The following is a 17489-nucleotide window of genomic DNA, read 5'->3' on the forward strand; positions in this document are numbered from 1 at the left end:
AGCTCGGTTGGATCGTCTATCTCAAGTCGCCTGTACGGCGATCTCTCTTTTTTCCGCACGCACGCAGTCCGCTCCTGACCAACGGAGCAGATCGCGTGAAGCGGGGGAAGCGGCTTGCGCGGCCCTTGTTACTCGCCCTGACTGCGGGCGGGTTGCAAGGGCGCGATATCAGTGGCTTAGTGCCGCACCAGGTGGCATTTCGGGCGCATGCACCGTGACCGTTTTGCGAACCTTGGCGACGTCCGCCGCGCTGACCGTCGAACCGGTGTTGCCCCAACTGTTGCGCACGAAGTTCGTGACGTCAGCGACTTCCTGATCGTTCAGGCGCCAGCCGAAGGCGGGCATCGTGAACGAGGACGGCGCGGTCTTCGTGCCTTCAAGCGTGTTGCCGGTCAGCAGCACATGAATCAGCGAAGTCGCGTCCTTGCCCTGCACGACCGGATTGCCGCTCAGTGCCGGGAACACGCGCGTATAACCACGACCGTCGCTGCGATGGCAGGCAGTGCAGTTGTCGCGGTACACGGCTGCACCTGGCGCTGTGGCGTCGCCGGTACGCAGGGCGCGAGCTGCCGTATCGTTGTACACGTACGGCGTTTCCTTCGGATCGGTCGAGGGCAGCGTCTTCAGGTAGCGTGCGATCGCGGTCAGATCGGCGTCGTTCATGTGCTGCATGCTGTGCTGCACGACGTCGGTCATGCCGCCGAATGCCGCGCTGTGCTGCGTGCGTCCGGTCTTCAGGAATTGCACGATATCGGCCTCGCTCCACGCGCCGATGCCGGTGCGTGGATTAGCGCGCAGGCTCGACGGGACCCAGCCGTCAATCGCCGCGCCGCCCGCGAGAAACTCGGCGCCGTCGAGATCGCTCAGCGCGCGTTCCTGCATCGTCACCGCACGCGGCGTGTGGCAGGCGCCGCAGTGGCCGAGGCCCTGCACGAGGTATGCACCGCGTGCCACCACCGGATCGGCGTAGTGCTTCGAATTGAACGCCACAGGATCAGGTGCGAACAGATAACGCCAGATGCCGAGTGGCCAGCGCATCGACAGCGGCCAGACGATATCGACCGCACGGTTCGCCTGGTTCACCGGCGCGACGCCTTGCGTGAAGTACGCATACAGCGCGTGCATGTCGTCATCGCTCAGACGAGCATACGAGGGGTATGGCATCGCCGGATACAGCGTGTCGCCATTCGGCCGTACACCTGCGCGCACCGCGCGATCGAACTGTGCGAAGGTCCATGAGCCGATGCCGGTGTTGCGATCGGGCGTGATGTTGGTCGAGTAGATCGCGCCGATCGGCGTGTCGAACTTCAGGGCCCCCGCGAAGGGCTTGCCCGATTGCGCGGTGTGACAAGCAATGCAGTCACCCCCACGCGCGAGGTATTCGCCGTGCGCGATCAACGCCGCATCGGATTGAGTTGGCGGCGTAGCGGCTTGCGCGGCGAGCGGAACGGACAACGTAGCCGCCACGCAGAACGACGCTGCGCGCACGCGTCTGAATGCCTGACCCAGGCGTTTCATATCGATGTTTTTCTTCATACGCTCACCAGCGGGCCGGGGTTCTTCAGATACTGCTCGCGGATCGCGCGCGCCGACCAGTAGGCGAGCGCCGCGACGAGGCCGGTCGGGTTGTAGCCGATGCCTTGCGGGAACGCCGACGCGCCCATCACGAACACGTTATGCACGTCCCAGCTTTGCAGGTAGCGGTTCAACACGCTCGTCTTCGGATCGGTGCCCATAATCGCGCCACCGACGAGGTGAGTCGTCTGATAGCGGCGCGAATCGAAGTGCGCGCCGAATTCACGCGTATAGACGCCGATGGACTTCGGCCCCATCTGCTGCGCGATCTTGTGCATCTGCCCGGTCACGTATTGCGCCATCTTGATGTCGTTGTCCTTCCAGTCGAAGGTCATGCGCAACAACGGCTGGCCGTATGAATCGCGATAGGTCGGATCGAGGTCGAGGAACACGTCGCGGTACGACATGTTGGAGCCGTGCGCGTCCATCGAAATCGTGTGCGCGTAGTGGTCCTTTACCGACTTCTTCCAGTCCACGCCCCAGTTGGGCGTGCCGGCCGGTGTCGCGATGCCGCTGATCGGTTTGGTGCCGGCCTGATTCACCCACAACGGCGAGCCGCCGACAAAGCCGAGCGGACCGTGATCGAAGTTGTCGGCATTGAAGTCGTCCACGGCGACGCCGTTGCCGCCCGCGCCGATGAACGGATTGGTGAAGGTGTCCTTGTCGAAGAACGCGGTGATCGTCGAGAGGTTCTGATACGCGAAATTGCGGCCAACCACGCCTTCGCCCGAGATCGGGTCATACGGCTTGCCGATGCCCGAGAGCAGAAGCAGGTGAACGTTGTGATACTGGAATGCCGCGACGATCACGAGATCCGCAGGCTGAAAAACTTCGTTGCCCGCCGGATCCACGTACGTCACACCCTTGGCGCGCTTTTTCGTATCGTCGAGTTCGACGCGCAGCACGTGGCAACGCGAGCGCAGTTCGAAATTCGGCGACTGCTTCAGCGCCGGCAGGATGTTCAGATTCGGCGATGCCTTCGAGTACATGTAGCACGCGTAGCCGCTGCAGAATCCGCAGAAGTTGCACGGTCCCATCTGTACGCCGTACGGGTTCGTGTACGGACCCGACGTATTCGCGGAAGGCAGGCGGTACGGGTGCAATCCGAGTTCGCGCGCGGCCTTGCCGAAGCGCTCGGCCGAGTACGTGTTCAACTGTGGGGGGAGCGGGAAGTTGTTGCTGCGCGGCGCGTCGAACACGTTACCGTCGCCGACTACCTTGCCGTTGACCTTGTAGGCCTGGCCCGAGGTGCCGAACACTTTTTCGGCGAAATCGAAATGCGGTTCGAGTTCGTCGTAGCTGACGCCGTAATCCTGAATCGTCATCCCGTCCGGAATGAAGCGCTTGCCATAGCGTTCTTCATAGTGGCTCTTCAGACTCAACTCTTCCGGCGTGATGCGGAAATGCACGCCTGACCAATGCAAGCCGGCGCCGCCGACGCCTTCACCCGGCAGAAACGCAGCAAGCTGCCGATAAGGCAGGGCGGTTTCGCCGACGTTGTGACGGATCGATACGGTGGTCTTGGAGAGATCGAGGAACAGCTTCTTGCGGACGTTGTAGGTCAGCTCATCGATCGTGTTCGGATACGCGCCGTCCGGATAGGTGTCGCGATACTCGCCGCGTTCGAGCGCGACCACTTTGAGGCCGGCCTCGGTGAGTTCCTTCGCGAGGATCGCACCGGTCCAGCCGAAGCCGATGACGACCGCGTCGACGTGCGGTTTGGTTTGTGTAGTCATCAGGTGCGCTTTCCTTCAATCGACACGGGGCCATACGGATAGGCCTGGCCGTTCTGGTTGACGAAGTCCATGAAATCGGCGCGCGCGCCGGGGAAGCCGATCATCTTCCAGCCACCCATGTCGCGATTGCCGCCGTGGATCGGGTCGCAGAAATAGCCTTCGCGGGTGTTTTGCAGCAGCTGGCCGAAGAAGACGCCGGCAGGTACGTCCGCGAGGTCGATCGAGCCTTTCTCGAGGGCGGTGAGCACGGTGTCGCGCGTGGGCGCGTCGAGGGCGTCGAATGGATGCGAGTAGGTCTTCGTGCAGTAGGCGTTGACCGCCGCGATGCCGAGCCGGTACAGATCGCGCGGCACGAGCTTCAACTGGTAGCCGAGTTCCGGCGCGCCTTGCGTGAACGGGCCCTGCATGTACCAGAGCGCGCCGTGCGCATATGGCGTGTCCATCTGCCGGTCGATGAACTCGGGCACGCCGGCTTCGACCGCGCCCGGGCCTTCGCTGTCCGATGGAATCAGACGATCGACCGCCGCGTGGATGAATGCCCATTCCTTCGCGTCGAAGAAATGCGGCTTGTAGTCGGCGCCAGAGGCGGCGCCGCTCGCGCCTTGAGCGGTCGTGGCGGATTGCTTGACTTCACAACCGGCGAGGGTCCCGGCGGGAACCAGCGCAACAGCCGTGCGTAAGAAGCCGCGGCGGGAGGTAAGAGGAGATTGAGCCATATTGTTCTTTATCGCGAGATGGGAGCGCGCCGTGGTGCGCACGGACGGTCGTCGGATTTGGGCGCCATAGTAAATGGAACCGGTTCCAAAGTGTCTCTACTTTTTTACAATAAGCTGTTTCATGAAGTGATTAAATCTCCTCTTGAAAGAAATATGTCTTTCAAATCATAAGTGTTTTGCCGCGCGGAGCGCTGAGAAGTTGACGCGAAAAAGAGACGCTTTTGCTCCGGCAATGGCTGTGAGCGGCCGTTCGTGTGGACGTGGTTTACCCGCGCTTACAGCACGCTGACAACGGCAAGCGGTCGCCAGCCGGGCCTGAGACGGCCATACGGGTCACGTGAATCCCGCTATATCTTCCAGCCGTATTGCGCCGGCCTCGGCGCGAGAATACTTTTCGCCTGCCGCAAACGCGCGAAAACAGATGAAGCCTACAAATTGAAAGAAATTCCGCGCTGAAGGGCTCTTTTCGACGCCTGTGCCTCGCGCCGCCGGAGGCGCACATCACGACGACCATCAAGGAGACAAGCTGTGCTTTCCGCAACCATGCCGATTAACGTCGGCAACACCGCTTTCATGCTGCTGTGCGCGAGCCTCGTCATGCTGATGACGCCGGGTCTCGCGTTTTTCTACGGCGGCCTCGTCGAACGCAAGAACGTGCTGGCGATCATGATGCAGAGCTTCATCTCGCTCGCATGGACAACCGTGCTGTGGTTCGCGTTTGGCTACTCGATGTGCTTCGGCCCAAGCTGGCACGGCATCATTGGCGACCCGACCTACTATGCGTTCCTGCGCGGGATTACGCTGCAAACCATGTACACGGGCAACGACGCGGGCATTCCGCTGGTGGTCCACGTCGCCTATCAGATGATGTTCGCGATCATCACGCCGGCGCTGATTACAGGTGCGTTCACCAACCGCGTGACGTTCAAAGCGTACTTCCTGTTCCTCACCGGCTGGCTGGTGCTGGTGTATTTCCCGTTCGTGCACATGGTCTGGAGTCCGGATGGACTGTTCGCGAAGTGGGGCGTGCTCGATTACGCGGGGGGCATTGTGGTCCACAACACCGCCGGCTTCGCCGCGCTAGCATCGGTGTTGTACGTGGGGCGCCGTCAGACCCTCACCCACAAGCCGCACAACGTGCCCTTGATCGCGCTCGGCACGGGTCTGCTGTGGTTCGGCTGGTACGGCTTTAACGCCGGCTCCGAGTTACGCGTCGACGCTATCACGGCTTCGTCTTTCCTGAACACCGATGTCGCTGCTTCGTTCGCTGCTATCACGTGGCTGCTGATCGAATGGGCCAACGCACGGCAGCCGAAATTCATCGGCCTGCTGACCGGTTCGGTCGCCGGCCTCGCGACCATCACGCCCGCGGCCGGCTATGTGTCGTTGAGCACAGCCGCGATAATCGGAATCTCCGCTGGTGTGATCTGCTATTACGCTGTTGCGCTGAAAAACCGGCTCGGCCTCGACGACGCGCTCGACGTGTGGGGCGTGCATGGCGTGGGAGGCCTCGTCGGTACCGTTCTGCTCGGCGTGTTCGCGTCGAAGGCGTGGAATCCGAATGGCGCGGATGGCCTGCTGTTAGGTGGCGGCGCTTTCTTCGTCAAGCAATGCGTGGCGGTATGCGTGTCCGGCGTCTGGGCGTTCGTGTTCACGTGGGGCATGTTGTGGCTGATCAACCGCGTGACACCCGTTAAAGTGGGTGAAGCCGCGGCGCAGCACGGGCTCGATACCGAGTTGCATGGCGAAGTGGCTTATCTGGACGCGTAAGCCCATGGTCGCCTCTGTGCTAGCGTTGGGTCTGGGCCCAACGTTAAGCGCAGCATCCATGGAAAATCTCCTCAAAAAGCTCGACCTCACCTCGCTGCGCCTGTTCGTCGCCGTCTGCCAGGAGCAGAACATCGCGCGCGCGGCTGAGCGCGAGTTCATCGCGTCGTCAGCGGTGAGCCGACGCATCGCCGAAATCGAGGCGCTGATCGGCTTGCCGGTGATCCAACGCCAGTCGCGCGGCATTACGGTGACGCCGGTCGGCGAGACCGTGCTGCGCTATGCGCTGGCGATCATCGGCAACATCGAACAGATGAGCGCCGAGTTGTCGCGCTTTTCCTCGGGGGCGAAGGGGCGGGTGCGGGTGGTGGCGAATCTCTCGTCGATCGTGCAGTTTTTGCCGGAGGACGTGGCGGCTTTCGGGCGCGCGTTCCCGGAGGTGTCGATCGAACTGGAGGAAGAGAACAGCGCCGACGTGCTGCGTATCGTCGACGAACACGGCGCGGACTTTGGCATCTGCAATCCGGTGGCGGGCAGTGCGGCTTTCGAGCAGGTGCCGTATCGGGAGGACCGTCTGGCGGTGCTGGTGCCGGGCGGCCATCGTCTGGCCTCCGCTTCGCGCGTGGCCTTCGACGAGTTGCTCGACGACAGTTTCGTCGGCCTGCGCAGCGAGAGTGCGTTGACCAGGCTTCTCGCACAGCAGGCGGCCAGCGCAGGGCGGCAGATCGACGTCAAGATCCGCGTCAGCAGCCTCGATGCGTTATGTCGGATGGTCCATGCCGGCCTTGGCATCGCAATCGTGCCCGAGCAGGTGGGGCTGCTCTATGTGAATGCGCTCGACGTGCGCCTGCTGTCCTTGAGCGACGCCTGGGCGGTGCGGCATCTCATCATGATCTTCAAGTCGCGCGATCAGTTAAGCGCCAGCGCGGCGGCGCTGGTGGGGTTCCTCGGCAACAAGCCCTAGCCCGCAGGGCGCATCGCACCATTCTCCAAACAAGACGTCTGCGTTGCCGGACCGGCACTTCGGCATTGCCTGCGCGCGCCGTATAGTGGGCGCAAGGAGAATGTTCATGAGCGATACGATTCGTCTGGACGGCCGCGTGCTGTACCTGTCCCAGGACCCCGCGGTGATCGAGGCGCAACTCGCCGGCGAAAATTTCACGCGCACCACCGCCGGTGCGCTGCGCGATAACGTCTCCACCGACGAAATCACACCGGTCACCGTCATGCTCACCTATGACGAACGCCTCGGCCAGTATCCGTACGTCGGCTTCAAGGCCGGCGAGCGCATGCCGATTGGCCGCCATGCAGTCAAGAATGGCGGCTTCCAGGTGACGGTGGCGGGCAAGCGCTACGGCAAGGGGTCGTCGCGCGAATCGAGCCCGTTGGCGGAGTTGTCCGCGGGCATTCGCCTGATCGTCGCGGAGAGTTTCGAGCGTATCTATCAGCAGAACTGCGACAACATCGGCATTCTCACCACCACCGATTTCTCCGTGCTCGATCGTCTGATCGCAGGAGAGACGGTGCCGATCGACGAGTTTCTCAAGGGGCGCGATGCGCTCACGCAGCAGATCATTCGCAGCGGCGGCTTGCTTGCGTACAGCAAGTTCGCGGACTGGCCGGCGCCGCGTGTGCGGGAGGTGGCAAACGCGGCAAACGCATCGAATGCGGCAAGCACCGCCGAGCCCAAGACGCTGGTCGAGAAGATCATCGAGCGCCATCTCCATCCCGGCATTGAAAGCGCGCAACGCGGCGACGGCGTGTTCATCGCCGCCGACTGGCGCTTCAGCCACGACTATTTCACCGGCATGTGCGCGCATCTGATGCATCGCGCGTTCGGCAAGCCCGCGCCGCTGCATGCGCCGGATCACATCATCGCGTTTCAGGATCATCTGGTGCTCGCCTCGCAAAGCATTCCCCACGTGCGCGACGGATTGCTGCCGGGCGTTGCCAATCTGATGGAAGGGCATACGTCGTTCTCGCGCGACTATCCGGTGCGCTCGCACGGCGCGCTCGACAACTCGCCGGGTTCCGAAGGCATCTGTCATGCGTTGATGGCCGAGCAGTACGCATTGCCGGGACAGGTTGCATGCGGCACCGACTCGCACACACCGCATTCCGGCGCGCTCGGTTGCCTGGCATTCGGTGCGGGCGCAACGGAAATCGCCAATAGCTGGGTGACGGGCTACGTGCGCTGCAAGGTGCCGGAGACCTTGCGCATTGAAATCGACGGCACGTTACGCGACGGCGTCACCGCGAAGGACCTCGTGCTGCACCTGTTGCAGATGGACGCGATCCGCTCGGGCGGCGCGATCGGCCTCGTGTTCGAGTATGGCGGCGCCGCGGTGCGCGCGATGTCGATCGACGAACGCGCCACGCTGACCAACATGGTCGCGGAACTGGGTGGCTTCACGGGCGTCGTGGAGCCGGACGAACGCACGGTGGCGTTCCTGAAGGAGCGTCGCGGCGTCGATTTCACCCTTGAAAACTGGATGAAAAGCGATGCCGGCGCTACGTATCGCGACACGATTCGCATCGACGCCACCGCCATCGAACCGATGCTTGCGCGTCCGGGCGATCCGGGCAACGGCGTGCCGGCGCCGCAACTGGAGCAGGACGTCGCGATCGATATCGCGTATGGCGGCTCGTGTACGGCGGGCAAGCGCGAAGACTTCGACTTCTATCACAAGGTATTGCGCTGGGGCGTGGAGCAGGGCATGCATGTGCCCGACGGCACGCGTCTCTTCCTGCAATTCGGCACCATGGCCGTGCGCGCCTATTGCGAGAACCAGGGCTATTTGCCGGTTTTCGAACGCGCGGGCGTGACGCTCGTGATGCCGGGCTGCGGTTCGTGCGCGAACTGCGGACCGGGGCAGTCGGCCGATGCGAACGAGGTGACGATCAGCGCGATCAACCGCAATTTCCCCGGCCGCTCGGGGCCGGGCAATGTGTGGCTCGCGAGCCCGTACACCGTTGCGGCGAGCGCGCTGGCCGGAAAAATCACCACCTTCGAACAATTGAAGCGCGCACGCGGCTAGAATGCTGGCCGGACCTTGCGGCCCGGCATCGTGGTGTGCGTGACACACGAAAGTACCCAAGGCCGGCACAAGACCGGCCGCGGCGAGCATCATCGTGCTTCGCCTGTATGACCCGCATCACCAGGAGACAAACAATATGGCATCCCCCGATCACGCTGGATCCGTCGCGCGCGGCGCCGGCGGCGCGGCGTCTTCCGCAAGCGCGACTGCCGCTGCGTCCACCACGCTCGACGCCGGCAGCATCTCCGCGCGCCTCGACCGGCTGCCCGCCACGCGTTCCATCTGGAAGCTGGTGGTGCTGCTGAGCCTCGGCTTCTTCTTCGAACTGTACGACCTGCTGTACTCGGGCTACGTTGCGCCTGGCCTCGTCAAAAGCGGCCTGCTGACCGCGACGACGCATGGCCTGTTCGGCTCGACCGGCGTCGCGAGTTTCATCGCCGCTTTGTTCAGCGGGCTGTTCATCGGCACGATCGCGTGCGGTTTTCTGGCGGATCGCTTCGGACGCCGCGCTGTGTTCACGTATTCGCTGCTGTGGTACACGGCGGCCAACGTCGTGATGGCGTTTCAGGAAACGGCGACGGGTTTGAACTTCTGGCGCTTCGTGGCGGGGGTTGGCATCGGCGTCGAACTGGTGACGATCGGCACGTATATCTCGGAGCTGGTGCCCAAGCAGATTCGCGGCCGCGCTTTCGCATGCGAGCAGGCGGTCGGTTTTACGGCCGTCCCGGTGGTGGCGTTTCTCTCTTATCTCTTGGTGCCGCGCACGCTGTTCGGCCTCGACGGCTGGCGCTGGGTGGTGCTGATCGGCGCGCACGGTGCGCTGTTTGTCTGGTGGATCCGGCGCGCGTTGCCGGAAAGCCCGCGTTGGCTCGCACAACAGGGGCGTCTCGCCGAAGCCGATCGCGTGATGAGCGAGCTCGAAGCGAAAGTGCGCCGCGAATACGGCCGTGAACTGCCGCCGCCGGCGCCTCCCGCACCGGTCGCGCCGCGCGGCAGCTTCCGCGATATGTGGGTGCCGCCGTACCGCAGCCGCACGCTGATGATGACGATCTTCAATATCTTCCAGACCGTCGGTTTTTACGGTTTTGCGAACTGGGTGCCGACGCTGCTGATCAAGCAGGGCATTACGATCACCACGAGCCTGATGTACTCGAGCGTGATCGCGTTGGCCGCGCCTATCGGTCCGGTGATCGGTCTTTTTATCGGCGACCGCTTCGAGCGCAAGACGGTGATCGTGGTGATGGCGGCCGTGAATATCGTGTGCGGTTTGTGGTTCAGCCAGGCGTCCGGCGCGGTGCTGCTGGTGAGTCTCGGCGTGTGTCTGACGCTCGCAGGCAATATTATTTCGTATAGCTATCATGCATATCAGACCGAGCTTTTTCCGACCAGCATCCGCGCGCGGGCGGTGGGCTTCGTCTATTCGTGGAGCCGCTTCTCGGCGATTTTCACGGCCTTTCTGATCGCGGCCGTGTTGAAGCACTTCGGCACGACTGGTGTGTTCGTGTTCATCGCTGGGGCGATGCTGATTGTGATGCTGGCGATCGGTTTGATGGGGCCGCGGACGAAGGGGCTTGAGCTGGAGAAGATTTCCAGGTAGTCGGGTCTGGGGCACGAATGTGTGCTCCCGACCCGAAGCCGCCCTTCGACTCGATGCGAGCGCTATGGCAGCTTCCAAACTGGAACTGCCAGGGGGCTAACTCAGGCGATGACCTTCTGCTCCCCGGCAGCCTGCTCGCGCATGCGGCGGGCTTCGTCGCGCAGGAACTGCTGGTAATCGTCCAGATCGCCGTCGAAGGGCTCGACGCCGCCCTTGGTGACGAGCCAGAACTCGTCACATACCGCGCGCAGCAGAGACCGGTCGTGACTGACCAGCAGCACTGTGCCTTCGAATTCGTTGAGTGCCATGCCTAGCGCTTCGCGTGTGGCCAGGTCGAGGTGGTTGGTAGGCTCATCGAGCAGCAGCAGGTTGGGGCGTTGCCACACGATCATGCACAACACGAGCCGCGCCTTTTCGCCGCCGCTCATCGTGCTGACCGCCTGATGGACCATGTCGCCACTGAAGTTAAAGGTGCCGAGGAAGGTGCGAAGCGATTGTTCGGTGCCACTCTGGCCGGGGGCACGCATGTGCGCCGGCGTGTCTTTGGCAAGGCGGATCATGTGTTCCAGCGGCGTGTCGAGAGGACGCAGCACGTCGAGTTCCTGCTGTGCGAAGTAGCCGATGTTCAGGCCTTTGCCTTCGCTGATCTCGCCGGCGACCGGCGCCAGCTCGTGCGCCACCGTCTTCACCAGAGTGGACTTGCCTTGGCCGTTGGCACCGAGAATGCCGATGCGCTGCCCGGCCAGTACGGATCGGTTGATGCCCCGCACGATGACCGTCGGTGGCGTGCCCGGCGCTGCGTCGGTCGGCGCGGGGTAGCCGAAGCTCGCGTCCAGCATCGACAACAGTGGGTTCGGGACGTTGAGCGGCTCCTTGAACTCGAAGGTGAACTCTGCGTCGGCAAGCACTGGTGCGATCTTCTCCATGCGTTCGAGCGCCTTGACCCGGCTCTGCGCCTGCTTCGCCTTCGAGGCCTTGGCCTTGAAACGGTCGATGAATTTCTGCAGGTGAGCGATCTTGTCCGCCTGCCTGGCCATCGCGGCCTGCTGCAACAGCAGTTGCTCAGCGCGCATCTCTTCGAACTTGCTGTAGTTGCCGCCATAACGCACCAGCTTGGCGTTGTCGACGTGCACCGTCACCTGCGTCACCGCGTCGAGGAATTCGCGATCGTGGCTGATCACTACCATGGTTCCCTGATAGCGCTTGAGCCACGCTTCCAGCCAGACCAGCGCATCGAGGTCGAGGTGATTGGTCGGCTCGTCGAGCAACAGCAAGTCGGACGGGCACATGAGCGCGCGCGCCAACTGCAGTCGCATGCGCCAGCCACCGGAGAAACTGTTGACCGGCTGGCTAAGCTCCGCAGCACTGAAGCCCAGGCCCTGGATCAGCGCCTGGGCGCGTGCGGGGGCATCATGTGCACCGGCGTCGTGCAGGGCCATGTAGGCGTGCGCCATGCGCATGCCATCGTCGCTGGCTTCAGCGGCGGCTACTTCGGCCTGCGCGGCCAGCAGTACGGTGTCACCCTCGATAACGAAGTCGGTCGCGCTCTGCTCGGTCTCCGGCATCTCCTGCGCAACCTGGCCCATCCTCCAGGCAGCGGGAATCGAGAACTCGCCGCCGTCTTCGTGCAGCGTGCCGTTGAGAAGGCCGAAGAAGGATGACTTGCCGGCGCCATTGCGGCCGACAAGGCCAATCTTTTCGCCGGGGGTGAAGGTGACGGATGCGTTGTCGAGTACGACATTGACGCCACGGCGCAGCGTGACATTACGGACGGAAATCATAAGGAGCTGCTTCGAAGAGGATAGGCATGATAGCCCACCGGACGTACAGGGCTGTCCCTTTTCTGGCCGAACGAGTGAAGAACTGCTTGCGCTTTGCGGCGCCCACCGGCCACAAAGCGAGGCGGGTACTGGCGCACCGGGCGATCCGGCTGTGGGGCCAGCGAACAGACGGTGAGTGGCGGCTCCTGCCCTGTAGCACGCATCCGACGTGCGTACAGGGGGGAGGTGGTCCTCCTCGGCCAGAACAAAATCAGGCTCCGATCAATCAATTGGAGTCCGCCATGGAAACCAGGCAAACGCGGGAGCTTTGGAACAAAGGCAAGTTAATCGGGCAAAAGCCACCGCTGGAGCCGAAAGAAATCTGGGCAATACGGATTCATCTCCAGAATGCCCATTCGGTTCGCGATCTGGCGCTGTTCAACGTCGCAATCGATAGCAAGCTGCGCGGCTGGCCGGCTCAATTCGACCCGGTGCAGACAGTCATCATCCTGCGAACTGTGCGGCGCGTCTCGGAGAGCAGCGGACACTCGAGGAATGAGATGGTTGGCGGATTCTCGGCCGAAGCTCGATCGGGCCACCGAAGGACAGCGCGCGGCATTTCCGCTGCGGCTATCGACGCGCTGATCGACGTGTATCGAGCAGGTGTCGCCATAGCTACCCGACGATTTTCCGATGAACGTGGCCGACGCAGTGTTCGTCAGCATACGCCGCCCGAAGAGGAAACTCGCGCAGTAAGCCGTCAGTGAAAGTTGGCGATGAAATTGCGCAGTAAAAGTTGTCAGTGAAAGTAAGCACCAAAAATGCGGCGCGTCCATTGGGCTATGCTAACCTCGATGCGACCAGTTCAAGTTTCTTACAAAATAATGAATAGCTTCGATTCGTCTATCGAAACATATCTGTCCAACATACACTTCGGTCATTTCGCGACCCAATCCATAGAAGCTATCGCCGACCTTTACACCTTCAAAGGCCTCGTACTCATTCCCGTGCTGTGGTGGATGTGGTTTCAGCAGGACGAGCACCGCGAATGGCGGCGAGAAATGGTTCTCGCGACGCTTCTCAGTGGCCTCGTGGCGCTCTTCACCGGAAGACTGCTGACTCACTGGTTGCCGTTCAGAGTGCGCCCCGTCTATAGCGCCGAACTGCATCTGCACTTTGCAAGTAGCGATATCAAGGACGCACTGCTGACAAGTTGGAGTTCCTTCCCAAGCGATCACGCGATGCTATGGATGGCGGTCGCCACCGGCATCTTCCTCGTGTGGCGTGGCATCGGTGTGCTGGCGATTCTCTATACCGTGCTGTTCATTTGCGTTCCGCGCGCCTATCTCGGCTTTCACTACCCAACCGATTTGCTGGTGGGCGCCGCTGCGGGAATCGGAATTACCTATGTCATGACGCGAGATGCGATCCGCGTGCGCTCCGCGACTCCGGCGCTGCGATGGATCGAACGCTGCCCGGGGCCTTCAGCGATGCTGGCCTTTATTCTGTGCCTCGAACTCGTTACGCAGTTCGACGAACTGCGCAAGCTGGCGAGCGGTGTGCTCAAACATCTATGAACCACGCGTTGCGGTGCGGCGCTGGGAGCGTGCCGGTGGTGGCGCCGCCCGAGCGAGTGATCTTATCGAAGCCAGGTCCCATTGACGCGACACGCGTCATTGTGATCGAAACGGCCGCTCAGAAAGCGGAGCAGTCGCACGAATGTCCATGTGACGGTCTGGATGAACGTCGCTTCATGGCCGGACAGCGACCGTTACCGTCCGGCCTGACCGTAGCTCAAACCTCGGTCTGCTCTGCCATCTCGAGTGCATCGTCGACTTCGATGCCAAGGTATCGAACTGTGCTTTCCAGTTTCGTGTGACCGAGCAGCAACTGTACCGCCCGCAGGTTCTTCGTGCGGCGGTAAATTAGCGACGCCTTGGTTCGACGCATTGTGTGCGTTCCGTATGCGGTATCGTCAAGGCCGATCGACCCTATCCAGCGGTGCACCAGACGGGCGTATTGGCGCGTGGACAGGTGCGGCGACCCGTGAATGCGGCTCGGGAATAGAAAGTCGGGCGCCACTAGCTTCGCCAGCTTGATCCAGGCCTCCACACTATCGCGGGTCTGCTCGGTGATTTCAAACTGGACCGGACGTTGAGTCTTCTGCTGCATGATCATCGCTCGTGACGCTACACGCTGGCCAAGGCAGACATCGCGCACGCGTAGCCTGGTCAGATCGCATGCCCTCAGCTTGCTGTCGATGGCCAGGTTAAACATCGCAAGGTCGCGGGTTCTCGCGGCCAGTTGCAGACGAATCCGTATCGCCCAGATCTCTTTCAGTTTTAGCGGGGGCTTCTGCCCAGTAAGCTTGCCTTTGTTCCAAGGCACCCGTGCCGGGCTGGCGACGGTATTAGCTTCCATGACGATCTCCTTTCCAAGTGAAGGGAGTTCCAGTCTGCGCGAACCACCGGAGGCGACAAACGGCCAGAGAGCGACGGACGCGCAGCGAGCGCGAGTGTCTCTCTTCGTCACGCTTTCAGCATTCGCATCGTCAGCGAATAGAGGCCGCCTCACATGGTCGATGCAAATTTGATTGGCGCCAAATTGGCATCGATTTAATGCAAAGGGCATTATCCACGCCTGCAATTCGGTACCGACAAAACTTGGCTTCTATCTCCCTCCTGGAGCAGTGCTGGGAAAAAGCTTTTGAGCGGCACATAGAAAATTCATGTATTCGAATAGCATATGCGAGTCCGATGATTGATATATTTTAAGAAATAATTAGAAATTAGCCTTAACATGAGTGCCGCTGTCCGAATCTCATCCGCAACTCATTCCGCTAAAAAATATGAAAACAAAAGCCTTGTTCTTGAGCCTGTTCATTGGTACGGCGATTTATATGCCGCAACTCAGTTGGGCCGAAACTATTAATGCACAGTCCCACACTTCGGGAATTAGCGTCAACGACGACACACCTGCCATCGCCCGCCTAAAGTCCGCAGCTGCGAAACCTATCACCGTAAGGCCATGGAGTCTTCCAACTACCCGCTTCCAATCGCTGCGAACAACGCGTGGTACCACATTTACCGCTGCGACGGTAGCGCCGCCTGTTACAGGCTGTGCGGACATTCAAGTTGGTGCGGCGTACAACGCAAGTACAGCGCCTTCCGGGCAAACAGATTGTTTTGAGTTCGTTGCAGCTGATGTAACCAAGACAGTGGCCTATGTCGTTAATCTCCCATTTAATGAAGAACACGACGCCCACCTGGTCCAGGTCAATTCGGATGGTTCTTTCACGTATCTGGATGACGAACGCGATTCGTCGCAGAACAAAATCGTCGAAGGCATACCCGGCGGTCCTGTCCGACTTTTATTGCTCGTAGACTCATAACAGGGAGCAGGTGGTGCGACGTTCCAGTTTCAAGTGACTGGCACGACCGGCTACGATACGTACGAACCGAACGACTCAATTCTCCACCCGACACAGCTGCCGGGCAATCAACTTTCAGACATCAAGCACACAAACCGCCAATCTGATTACCTTCACAGGATCTGGGACCCAAACCGCCCAGTTGGAGACAGCACCAAACACTTGGGCCTCTCTCACGTCAGGAACAACGTACAACGTTACATCGTCCGCCGGCGCTACATTGCTGATGCGCGCTTACGACACGGGGACATCCGCCCCTGCAGGACAGACATACTCACTGCGCGTTTCAGATGGCGGCGGCACTGCCGGGTTCTATCAGTTCACGGATACCGAAAACATTACGCATCTTGCCCCCGGACACGAAAATGTGGCGCGCACGATAACTTCGGGCGTGATCGCCTGGGACCACACCGGCAATGTTCGACTGCCGCCGGGTGAGCATGTCACCATTCAAGCGCATGACCGCAGTACGACAGGTGCGCTGACGCTGTTGACCGCTACCTCGGGCTATACGGGATCCACGGGCACACTTGTTACTCCATTGAACGTAGGAGTCTGCCAAGGGCAAGGGACCAGTACCGGGACTTTTCAAACACTGTCCACGCCGGCTGATCATTGGCAGATCACGTACAACCCCAATTCCTTCGCGGTCGCCTATACGGACAGTCAGGCGCTGAGCGCCAGCTCGTCGTACGCGTACTTCACTCACATCTGCACAGAAACCTACCTCGGCCGATACTAAATAATTCGGCCCGGTGATACCGGGCCGAATCACCGTGCTTACGTCTTGGAATCAGGCTTTCTCCTTAAATCCTAGTGACTGAGTGTCCGATGGCGGAAAGAAGTTCGGCATCGCTGAACTATTCATTTCGAAAATATTCATCTGAAGAACTGCGTGCAAGGACTGCCCCGAAGAGGTCGCGAAAGTGGCAGTGCCGTTCTTCGCAGATTGCACGCTTTGCATAAAACTCAAGAATCCCTTCGCGCTGCCGGGATCTTGAGCGAGATTCAGCGGTGCTCCGCCTGAGGTGCTGTAAGTGCCATCTCTCATCAGCGAAGATTGAGCCCCGGCGCCGAGGTTCTTGAACAGGTCCATAAAGCTCGTCAAATTATCTGCCTGTTTGCTTATGGAGTCGGTCTCGGACTGTGAAAGTGGCTTGCCACCCGCCTTCGCCCAAGTCGTATAACCGGCGACTGCGTCATCATGAAATGATTTCACAGCCTGGACGAGGGATGTATTGCTATTTAGCTTTCCCTGAAGCCAGGTTTTGTCACTGTTACTCATTGTTGTCGAAGAGACAGCAATGGCACCATTGTCCGCCGCGAAGTCGAATTGCGCATTTGCAAGATCCGGCCGTTCTTTTATGACGGACTGCATTGTCGGCACTAGCGCATCAGCAATGCTTTGAGCATCGACTCCCATTTTCAATGGTGCATTCAGTGCATCCAGGTATTTGTCAATACGGGTATGGTCCTGGGTGTCAACGGCACTGACGGTAATCGATGAAGGAGTGGTCTGCGAAGCTGAAACGCCCGGCGTTGGCGCTGCGGAGTTGAGTGCCGAGTCGGATACAGATAGCGTCGTGGAGTTCGCGGAATTTATCGAAATGCTCATGCCATCCTCATTTTTAAGGTTGTGATCGTATTACGGCGGAGTACGGAGAAACTTGAATTGATTTTCTGGCTAAATAAGTATTCCGACGGCCGGCGTGTTAGGCAGCTCACAACTGCCAATCGAGAAGCATGTTGCCCACCAGATTTTAGAGTGGCGCGCCGACTACAGAGGGCAGCCTCATTCGGATATGTAGTGCCGGTGAACCTTGGTGAAATTGGCCATTGATTTTCGAAAATATCCAAATCGCATAGTTAA

12 protein-coding genes and 1 pseudogene are annotated in these 17489 nt (G+C 60.7%); 7 read left to right on the forward strand and 6 right to left on the reverse strand.

Annotated elements, in window-relative coordinates; genetic code table 11:
• Positions 1 to 168: 168 nt before the first annotated feature.
• Genes PQQ86_RS26920 through PQQ86_RS26930 form a run of 3 tightly spaced genes read right to left on the reverse strand, consistent with a single transcriptional unit; the run spans position 169 to position 4027 of the window.
• Positions 169 to 1536 carry a c-type cytochrome gene (locus tag PQQ86_RS26920; protein WP_408273845.1) on the reverse strand — a complete coding sequence of 456 codons (1368 nt, stop codon included), beginning with the start codon at positions 1534 to 1536 and terminating at the stop codon, positions 169 to 171.
• Positions 1533 to 3311 (reverse strand): GMC family oxidoreductase, encoded by a 1779-nt coding sequence (locus PQQ86_RS26925; protein ID WP_408273848.1) that lies wholly within the window; start codon positions 3309 to 3311, stop codon positions 1533 to 1535. The genes PQQ86_RS26920 and PQQ86_RS26925 overlap by 4 nt, the downstream gene beginning before the upstream one ends.
• On the reverse strand, positions 3311 to 4027 hold the full coding sequence (locus PQQ86_RS26930; protein ID WP_408273850.1) for a gluconate 2-dehydrogenase subunit 3 family protein: 717 nt from the start codon (positions 4025 to 4027) through the stop codon (positions 3311 to 3313). Before PQQ86_RS26930 ends, PQQ86_RS26925 begins: the two co-directional genes overlap by 1 nt.
• 528 nt (positions 4028 to 4555) lie before the next feature.
• Between PQQ86_RS26930 and PQQ86_RS26935 the strand changes: the two genes are divergently transcribed.
• The 4 genes from PQQ86_RS26935 (at position 4556) to PQQ86_RS26950 (ending at position 10429) form a co-directional block, all read left to right on the forward strand.
• Complete coding sequence (locus PQQ86_RS26935; RefSeq protein WP_218869728.1) at positions 4556 to 5797, forward strand: ammonium transporter; 1242 nt, start codon at positions 4556 to 4558, stop codon at positions 5795 to 5797.
• Between the two features lie 58 nt (positions 5798 to 5855).
• A complete protein-coding gene (locus tag PQQ86_RS26940; RefSeq protein WP_408273857.1) occupies positions 5856 to 6758 on the forward strand; it encodes a LysR family transcriptional regulator in 903 nt (300 codons plus the stop codon).
• A 106-nt stretch (positions 6759 to 6864) separates the two neighbouring features.
• The gene (locus tag PQQ86_RS26945) at positions 6865 to 8832 is read left to right on the forward strand and encodes an aconitase family protein (RefSeq protein ID WP_408273859.1); all 1968 of its coding nucleotides are present in this window, start codon (positions 6865 to 6867) and stop codon (positions 8830 to 8832) included.
• Between the two features lie 136 nt (positions 8833 to 8968).
• Positions 8969 to 10429: an MFS transporter gene (locus tag PQQ86_RS26950; RefSeq protein WP_408273861.1), complete on the forward strand. Its 1461-nt coding sequence runs from the start codon at positions 8969 to 8971 to the stop codon at positions 10427 to 10429.
• Positions 10430 to 10530: 101 nt separating this feature from the next.
• Here the strand turns inward: PQQ86_RS26950 and PQQ86_RS26955 are convergent, their stop codons facing one another.
• The gene (locus tag PQQ86_RS26955) at positions 10531 to 12210 is read right to left on the reverse strand and encodes an ABC-F family ATP-binding cassette domain-containing protein (RefSeq protein ID WP_408273864.1); all 1680 of its coding nucleotides are present in this window, start codon (positions 12208 to 12210) and stop codon (positions 10531 to 10533) included.
• A 269-nt stretch (positions 12211 to 12479) separates the two neighbouring features.
• Here PQQ86_RS26955 and PQQ86_RS26960 point away from each other — a divergent pair, with 269 nt between their 5' ends.
• Positions 12480 to 12956: a hypothetical protein gene (locus tag PQQ86_RS26960; protein ID WP_408273867.1), complete on the forward strand. Its 477-nt coding sequence runs from the start codon at positions 12480 to 12482 to the stop codon at positions 12954 to 12956.
• Between the two features lie 117 nt (positions 12957 to 13073).
• On the forward strand, positions 13074 to 13766 hold the full coding sequence (locus PQQ86_RS26965; protein WP_408279369.1) for a phosphatase PAP2 family protein: 693 nt from the start codon (positions 13074 to 13076) through the stop codon (positions 13764 to 13766).
• A 217-nt stretch (positions 13767 to 13983) separates the two neighbouring features.
• Here the strand turns inward: PQQ86_RS26965 and PQQ86_RS26970 are convergent, their stop codons facing one another.
• A complete protein-coding gene (locus tag PQQ86_RS26970) occupies positions 13984 to 14610 on the reverse strand; it encodes a tyrosine-type recombinase/integrase (RefSeq protein WP_408273870.1) in 627 nt (208 codons plus the stop codon).
• A gap of 427 nt (positions 14611 to 15037) precedes the next feature.
• Between PQQ86_RS26970 and PQQ86_RS26975 the strand changes: the two are divergent.
• Positions 15038 to 16361: pseudogene (locus tag PQQ86_RS26975) on the forward strand (hypothetical protein).
• A gap of 51 nt (positions 16362 to 16412) precedes the next feature.
• On the opposite strand, the gene PQQ86_RS26980 reads toward PQQ86_RS26975, so the two are convergent.
• Positions 16413 to 17234 (reverse strand): hypothetical protein, encoded by an 822-nt coding sequence (locus PQQ86_RS26980; RefSeq protein WP_408273873.1) that lies wholly within the window; start codon positions 17232 to 17234, stop codon positions 16413 to 16415.
• Positions 17235 to 17489: the final 255 nt, after the last annotated feature.

Source organism: Paraburkholderia sediminicola, from assembly GCF_046026675.1.
Classification (GTDB): Bacteria; Pseudomonadota; Gammaproteobacteria; order Burkholderiales; family Burkholderiaceae; genus Paraburkholderia; species Paraburkholderia sediminicola_F.